General features: G+C 70.7%; 5 protein-coding genes. 2 read left to right on the top strand and 3 right to left on the bottom strand.

The features are described from left to right. The coding region (locus tag NQ160_RS16605) for a 3-deoxy-7-phosphoheptulonate synthase class II (RefSeq protein ID WP_257516269.1) at positions 1-1107 on the top strand (1107 nt) is incomplete at its 5' end. Between the two features lie 145 nt (positions 1108-1252). Here NQ160_RS16605 and pknB read toward each other — a convergent pair. Both pknB and NQ160_RS16595 read right to left on the bottom strand, forming a co-directional pair. Then, positions 1253-3193, bottom strand: coding sequence for a Stk1 family PASTA domain-containing Ser/Thr kinase (gene pknB, locus NQ160_RS16600; RefSeq protein WP_257516272.1), 1941 nt, complete (start codon positions 3191-3193; stop codon positions 1253-1255). Between the two features lie 68 nt (positions 3194-3261). After that, positions 3262-4476, bottom strand: coding sequence for a lytic transglycosylase (locus NQ160_RS16595; RefSeq protein ID WP_257516271.1), 1215 nt, complete (start codon positions 4474-4476; stop codon positions 3262-3264). A gap of 170 nt (positions 4477-4646) precedes the next feature. Between NQ160_RS16595 and NQ160_RS16590 the strand changes: the two genes are divergently transcribed. Further along, a complete protein-coding gene (locus tag NQ160_RS16590) occupies positions 4647-4973 on the top strand; it encodes an Rv2175c family DNA-binding protein (RefSeq protein WP_374113668.1) in 327 nt (108 codons plus the stop codon). A gap of 36 nt (positions 4974-5009) precedes the next feature. On the opposite strand, the gene NQ160_RS16585 is transcribed toward NQ160_RS16590, so the two are convergent. Next, entirely contained in the window at positions 5010-6110 is a 1101-nt protein-coding gene (locus tag NQ160_RS16585; RefSeq protein ID WP_257516270.1) for a polyprenyl synthetase family protein, read from the bottom strand. Between the last annotated feature and the right edge of the window lie 39 nt (positions 6111-6149).

Raw genomic sequence — 6149 nt, 5'->3', positions numbered from 1 at the left:
ACCGCCGAGCAGATCCGCAACCGCATCAAGACCGTGCTGCAGATGGCGGTCGTGCTGACGTACGGCGCCTCGATGCCGGTCGTGAAGATGGGGCGCATGGCGGGGCAGTTCGCCAAGCCCCGCTCGAGCGACACCGAGACCCGCGGCGACGTGACCCTGCCTGCCTACCGCGGCGACATCGTCAACGGCTTCGACTTCACCGCCGGGTCGCGTCAGCCTGACCCCGCGCGGCTGCTGAAGGGCTACCACACCGCGGCATCCACCCTGAACCTCATCCGTGCGTTCACGCAGGGCGGGTTCGCGGACCTGCGCGAGGTGCACAGCTGGAACAAGGGCTTCTCGTCGAACCCGGCGAATCAGCGGTATGAGCGCCTGGCGACCGACATCGACCGGGCCATCAAGTTCATGGAGGCGGCCGGAGCCGACTTCGACGAGTTGCGGCGCGTGGAGTTCTACACCGGCCATGAAGGCCTGCTGATGGACTACGAGCGCCCCATGACGCGCATCGACTCGCGCACCGGGACGCCGTACAACACCTCGGCCCACTTCCTGTGGATCGGGGAGCGCACCCGCGACCTCGACGGCGCGCACGTCGACTACTTCTCCCGCATCCGCAACCCCATCGGGGTCAAGCTCGGTCCCACGACCTCGACGGACACGGCGCTGAAGCTCATCGACAAGCTCGACCCCGAGCGGGAGCCCGGGCGCCTGACGTTCATCACGCGCATGGGTGCGGGCAAGATCCGCGACGCCTTGCCGCCGCTGCTGGAGGCCGTCAAGGACTCCGGCGCGACACCGCTGTGGGTCACCGACCCGATGCACGGCAACGGCATCACGACGCCGACCGGGTACAAGACGCGTCGCTTCGATGACGTCGTCGACGAAGTGCGCGGGTTCTTCGAGGCGCACCGCGCCGTGGGGACGTTCCCGGGCGGCATCCACGTCGAGCTCACCGGTGACGACGTGACCGAGTGCCTGGGCGGGTCGGAGATGATCGACGAGGCCACCCTCGCGACGCGCTACGAGTCGCTGTGCGACCCGCGCCTGAACCACATGCAGAGCCTGGAGCTGGCGTTCCTCGTCGCCGAGGAGCTCGAGAAGCGCTGACCGCCCGCCCGGATCGAGCGTTCGCGGCGACTGAGCGCGTCGCGTGGGCCGCACAGGGCGTCGCGCCGGTTCGGTGGACGCAGGCGGCCCGTTGCGCGGCCAGGTTGGTGCCATTCGCAGCGACTGAGCGGGTTGCGTCGGGGGATCAGCCCGTCAGGTTCATCGTCAGGTCGACGCGTTGCCCACGCGGGTACCACTCGCCGGCGCCCGGGGACATGCCCGTCACCTCCGTCAGCGGGTTGGGCACGGCGTTCCAGAAGCCCTGGTAGCTCGGTTCGAAGCCCGCCGCGCGCAGTGCCTCGGCGGCCGCGTCGCGGGTCTTGCCGGTGACATCGGGAATCGCGAACAGCTCAGGCCCCTTCGACACCACGAGGGTGACGGTGTCGCCCGGGCGCAGGGGGCCCTCCACGTCGGCCACCCCGAGCACCCGACCCTTGTCGATGTCGCTGCGCCACTCGCCGATCGTGTCGGATGCCACCAGCAGCCCGACCTCGTCCAGCGCGCGGGTGGCGGACTCCACGGACGTGTTGCCGACGTCGGGCACCGCTCCGGCCGAGACGGTCAGCGACGCGACGTCGTCCTGCCTCACGGCGCAGCCCTCGGTGCAGTCCACCGGGTCGCCACCGTCGCGCGGGGTGATGGATGCCGCGAGCACGACGTCGCGTTCGACGTCGTCACGGAACTCCCGCGCGACCTCGTCTTGCACCCGCACGATGTTCTGGTCCAGGTACTCCCGGGCCTGCGCCTCGGACATTCCCGCCAGGGGGGTGAGCGAGACCTCCGCCGGCCCACGCGAGATGAAGACGGTGACGGGGGTCTCCTGGTCCACGCGCGAGCCCGGGGTGGGTTCGGTGCGGATGACCTGGCCCGCGGGCACGTCGAGGTTGTTCTCGCCGTCCTCGACCGCCTGCAGCGTCTCGATGGCCAGCGCCGCCTCGGCATCCGCGAAGGTCATCCCGATGACGTCGGGAACGGCCACTTGAGAGCCGGGGCCCGAGCCGAACCACCAGCCGGCCCCTGCGGCGAGACCCGCCAGCAGCAGCACGACGGTCACGAGCCAGCCGCCCTTGGCGGCGTTGCGCTGCGTGCGTCGGCGCAGCCGCGTGGAGTTGTCGACGTCGGAGGTCACCGTGGGGGCGGTGAAGGCCCCGGGGAGCACCTTGGTCATCTCCCCGGAGTCGAGCACGTCCTCCTCGGACACCACGCCGATGGGCGCGGTGCGCACCACCTGCGGTGCCACGCCCAGCGACCGCTCGATCTCGCGCAGCCGGTCCAGCATCTCGCGCGCGTCGGAAGGGCGCTCGTCGGGGTCGCGCTCCGTGGCCCACAGCACCAGCTCGTCCAGCGGCTCGGGCACCCCGGGGTTCTTGGCGCTCGGGCGGGGGACCGAGTCGGTCGCGTGCTGGTAGGCGATCTGCATCGGCTGCTCGCCCTTGTAGGGCTGCTCGCCGGTGAGCATCTCGTACAGCATGATGCCGAGGGCGTAGATGTCGCTGCGGGCGTCGGCGCTGCCGCGCGTGACCAGCTCCGGCGCCAGATAGGCGATCGTGCCCAGCAGCATCTGGCCGGTCGCGGTGTTGGCCGTCGTCGCGCGCGCGAGACCGAAGTCTCCGATCTTGATGCGACCGTCCTCGGCGAGCAGCACGTTCTCGGGCTTGACGTCGCGATGGACGATACCGGCCCGGTGCGCCGCGGCCAGGCCCGACAGCACGGCATCCATGATCGTGATGGTCTGGGGCACGGTCAGTCGGCGCTGCTCGCGCAGCAGGTCGCGCAGCGTGATGCCGGGGAGGTACTCCATGACCAGGTACGCCATGTCGCCGTCCTGGCCCTGGTCGAACACGTTGACCACGTGCGGGTCGGCCAGGCGGGCGGCGGCGCGCGCCTCTTGGATGAACCGGCTCTGGAAGATCGAGTCGTCGGAGAGATGCCCGTGCATCACCTTCAGAGCGATGCGCCGCTCGAGCCGCAGGTCGGTCGCGACGTAGACCGTGGCCATGCCGCCACGGGCGATGCGAGCACGCACGCGGTACCGGCCGTCGACCAGACGGCCGATCAGCGGGTCCGTCTGCTGGCTCGTGCTCACGCGTAGAGTCTACGGACGGCGCAGCCGCTCCCCGAGTAGCGGCTCACCCTCACTGCCGCCGGTTGTGGTCATCCGAGCGCGGCGAGCCACGCGTACGCCTTCTCTTCCCACTCGCCGTAGCGGTGGGGATAGGCCGAGACCTGCACGGCCTGGGCGGCATCGGTGAATGCAAGGGCTTCCCATCCGGGTGTGTCCAGCAGCCCACGGCTGTCGGCTCCGTTGGGGTCGGACGGCCCTCCGAAGAACACCCGGGTGGCGCGCTCGACATCGCGCACCTGCTCCGGCGAGCCCCAGCCCTGGCTGGGACGCTGCTGGAAGACGCCCAGCGAATCCCGGTCGCCCCAGTCGAGATTGCGCAGCCACGACTCGACCATGCCGGTCGCGAGCGCGATGGCGATGCCCCGGTCGGGCACCCCCAGCTCCCGACCCACGCGGATGATCGTGCGGGCGTTCGCGGCCTGCTCCGCGTCGAGGCCCGCGACCGAGGCAGCCGGGATCTTCACGGTCTGACCCGGATAGATGATCGACGAACGATCCATGCCGTTGGCGGACAGCAGCGCGTCGAGCGACACGCCGTAGCGCGAGGCGATCCCCGTCATCGTGTCGCCGGCCGTGATCTCGTGCGACGCCGCAACGGGAGCAGCGGGAGCGGGGGGAGCCGCAGCGGGGGAGACGGATGCCGCGGGCTGCATGCCCGCACCGGGCAGCGCGAGCGTCTGCCCGGGATAGATGACCGAGGACCGGTCCACTGCGTTGGCAGCCAGCAGCGCGTCGGTCGACACTCCGTGTCGTGACGCGATGGCGCTCATGGTGTCGCCGGCGACGACCGAGTAGGCCCCGGCAGGGGGTGCCGCGGGCGCGACGGGTGCGGCGGCGGGAGCGGCCAGCTGGATCGTCTGACCGGGCATGATGACCGACGACCAGGTCAGAGAGTTCAGGGCGAGCACATCTGTCACCCGCAGCCCGTGCGCGGCTGCGATCGAGCTGATGGTGTCGCCCGGTTCGACGACATGGGTGGTCGGTGTCGAGGGTGTGGCGGGCAGCGCGCGCCCGGCAGGAAAGGACTTGCTGCCGGCGGACGCCGGTGCGACCGCCGCGTCGCGCAGCACGGGGTGGGGCGTGACGGCGTGGGCGGCCTGACCCGACGTGAGCAGCAGCGCGAGTGACCCTGCCGCAGCGGCCGGCCAGTTTCGGCGGACGGCTGCTGCGGTGGTCGATGCGAGAGGGGATGAAAGCCGGGGTGCGGCGGCGGGGGCCGGCGCGAGGGCGCGGTGTCGTCGCATGGTGAGGTCTCCTTCGGGGAACCCCCGTCACGCTGTCACGGAAGTCAATACGGGTCAACGCGAGTGACGCAAGTGACCCCTGTGAATGATGAGATTCTCATGAAGCGGCCGGACCCATCCCAACTGGATGCCATCATGGGAGGGTGACCGGCGACACCACCTCTTCGCGCATCGAGACCACCTGGCTGACACTGCCTGAACTCGTCGAGACCCTCGGCGAACCACTGGGCCGGGTGAGGCGTCTCATCGACGAGTACCACCTCGTGGCATCCCGTCGCACCGGCAAGCTGGCGGTGCCCGAGGTGTTCATCGTGGACGGGCACCCGCTCTCTTCGCTGCGGGGAACGGCGATCGTGCTGCACGACGCCGGATTCACCGACGACGAGGCGATCGACTGGCTTCTCGACCACGACGACTCGATCGGTCTGCCCCCCATCGAGGCGCTTCGTCGGGGCCGCAAGGCCGAGGTGCGCCGGGTCGCCCAAACGCTCGCCTGATCTGCGTGCTTGCCTGATCAGCGCGAGTCGGCTTGATCAGGATGAGCGAGCCGTCGCGGCGCGGGCGAGGTCCCGCAGTTCGCCGAGGGCGGCATCGCCCAGGTGCGCGCCGCGCAGCGCCCGGTCGGCCTCGGCGGCGTAGGCGGAGATCAGAGCCTCCACGCGGTCCAGGGCACCCGAGTCGATGATCGTGCGCTGGAGTGCGCCGATCTGCTCCTGGTCGAGCTGCGGGTCGCCGATGAGTTCGTCCAGCGTGCGCCGCGCGCTCACGGGGAGCGCCTCGCGAGCGTAGGCGATGAGCACGGTGCGCTTCCCTTCGCGCAGATCGTCTCCGGACGGCTTGCCAGTGACCGCGGCGTCGCCGAAAACGCCCAGCACGTCGTCGCGCAGCTGGAACGCCATGCCCACGGGGTGACCGAACTCCGCCAGCGCGGCGTGCTGCTGCGGGTCCGCGCCGGCGAGGGCTGCCCCCACCAGAAGCGGCTGCTGCACGCTGTAGCGGGCGGACTTGAGGGATGCCACGCGCAAGGCCCGGTCTGCGTGCTCGCCGTCGGGGGACTGCCGGAAGGCCGCTTCCTCGGCGATGTCGAGGAACTGTCCGATCGTGACGTCGCGCCGCATGAGTGCGTATTCCCGCCGAGCAGCGGCGGCGCGGGCGGCATCGGCGGCCGAGATGAGCCCCTCTTCGAGCAGGTCGTCGCTCCAGGCGACCAGCAGATCACCCAGCAAGATTGCCGCGGAGCGGCCGAAACCCGCCTGGTCGCCCAGCCAGCCGGCATCGCGGTGCCCTGCCTCCAGCGCGCGATGCGCCGACGGGCGCCCGCGCCGGGTGTCGGAGTTGTCGATGAGGTCGTCGTGCACCAGCGCGGCCGCCTGGAAGATCTCCAGCGCCGCAGCGGCGGCGATGACCTCCGGCGGGGCATCCCCGGGGCGCCGGCCACCGGCCTCGGCCACAGCCCGCCATCCGGTCACGCAGAAGCGGGCGCGAAGGCGCTTTCCCCCGCCCACGGCGCCGACACCCGCCTCGATGAACGACACCGCTTCCGGCCCCTCTGCACGGGCGGCATCCCGCTGGTGTGTGAAGAAGGCGATCAGTCGCTGTGAAACAGCCTCGATGGGATCCGCAGTAGGCGACACGGGCCTAGCCTAGTTCTCGACGGCACGGTTAGAATCGAT

Source organism: Microbacterium sp. zg.Y909 (assembly GCF_024626565.1).
Note: the sequence above shows the minus strand (reverse complement) of the source record. Positions and strands in the feature narration are given on the sequence as shown.